Raw genomic sequence first — 1005 nt, forward strand, 5'->3', positions numbered from 1 at the left:
GGAATAGGTCTTCATGAGATGGACGCAGGCGTCGGCGCAATCGTCAACATGCAGGAACTCGCGCCGCGGCATGCCAGTACCCCAGATGCATATTTCTTGCCGTTGATTTATCTTCGCCTCATGCGCCTTGCGTATTAGCGCCGGTACGACGTGGCTCGACTTGAGGTCGAAATTGTCGCCCGGACCATAAAGATTGGTCGGCATGGCCGAGATGAAATCGTTGCCGTGCTGTTTGCGATAGGCTTGGCAGAGCTTGATCCCGGCAATTTTGGCGATCGAATACCATTCATTGGTGGGCTCGAGCGATCCGGTCAGAAGCGATTCCTCAACGATCGGCTGATTGGCGAATTTCGGATAGATGCAGGATGAGCCCAGAAACATCAGCTTCTCGACGTGAACTTTGTGAGCTGCGTGGATGACGTTCGTTTGGAGGATCAGGTTGTCGTAAAGGAAGTCGGCAGGGTAGGTATCGTTCGCGAGAATGCCGCCGACTTTCGCAGCGGCTAGGAAGACAGCGTCGGGACGGTTCTTACCCATCCAAGCCTCCACCTGTTCCTGCCGTCTTAGATCGACCTCGCCGCGCGTGGCCGTCAAAATCTCGCAGCCCTCAGAAGCGAGACGTCGCACGATCGCAGACCCAACCATGCCGCGGTGGCCCGCGACATAGACCTTTTTTCCGGCAAGGCTGTAGATCATCTCAGGCATACGCCAAACCTTTGTTCACACCTATCGGCGGAACATTTCGTGCCATGACTTTCAGGTCCTCGCGAACCATCTCCGTAATAAGTTGGTCAAGACTGGTCTCATGTTTCCAGCCAAGCTTCGTATGCGCCTTCGTCGGATCGCCAATCAGAAGATCAACTTCAGTCGGCCGGAAATAGGCTGGATCGACCTCCACAACACACTGACCGGATATCCTATCATAGCCCTTTTCCTCGACACCCTCCCCACGCCAATCGATCGGCATGCCAACCTTGGCAAAAGCCTTCTCAACAAAGGAGCGAA

Annotated in this window: 2 protein-coding genes; both read right to left on the reverse strand. The window is 54.8% G+C overall.

Annotation, left to right across the window (positions count from 1 at the left end; all coding sequences use genetic code 11):
* Positions 1 to 705 (reverse strand): GDP-L-fucose synthase (locus tag HGP14_RS35135; RefSeq protein ID WP_168834380.1); only part of this gene is annotated, 705 nt, incomplete at its 3' end.
* Positions 698 to 1005: GDP-mannose 4,6-dehydratase (locus tag HGP14_RS35140; RefSeq protein WP_205927480.1), on the reverse strand; the 308-nt coding region annotated here is incomplete at its 5' end. The genes HGP14_RS35140 and HGP14_RS35135, both read right to left, overlap by 8 nt.

Origin of the sequence: Rhizobium sp. P32RR-XVIII (assembly GCF_012641395.1) — a bacterium.
Classification (GTDB): domain Bacteria; phylum Pseudomonadota; class Alphaproteobacteria; order Rhizobiales; family Rhizobiaceae; genus Rhizobium.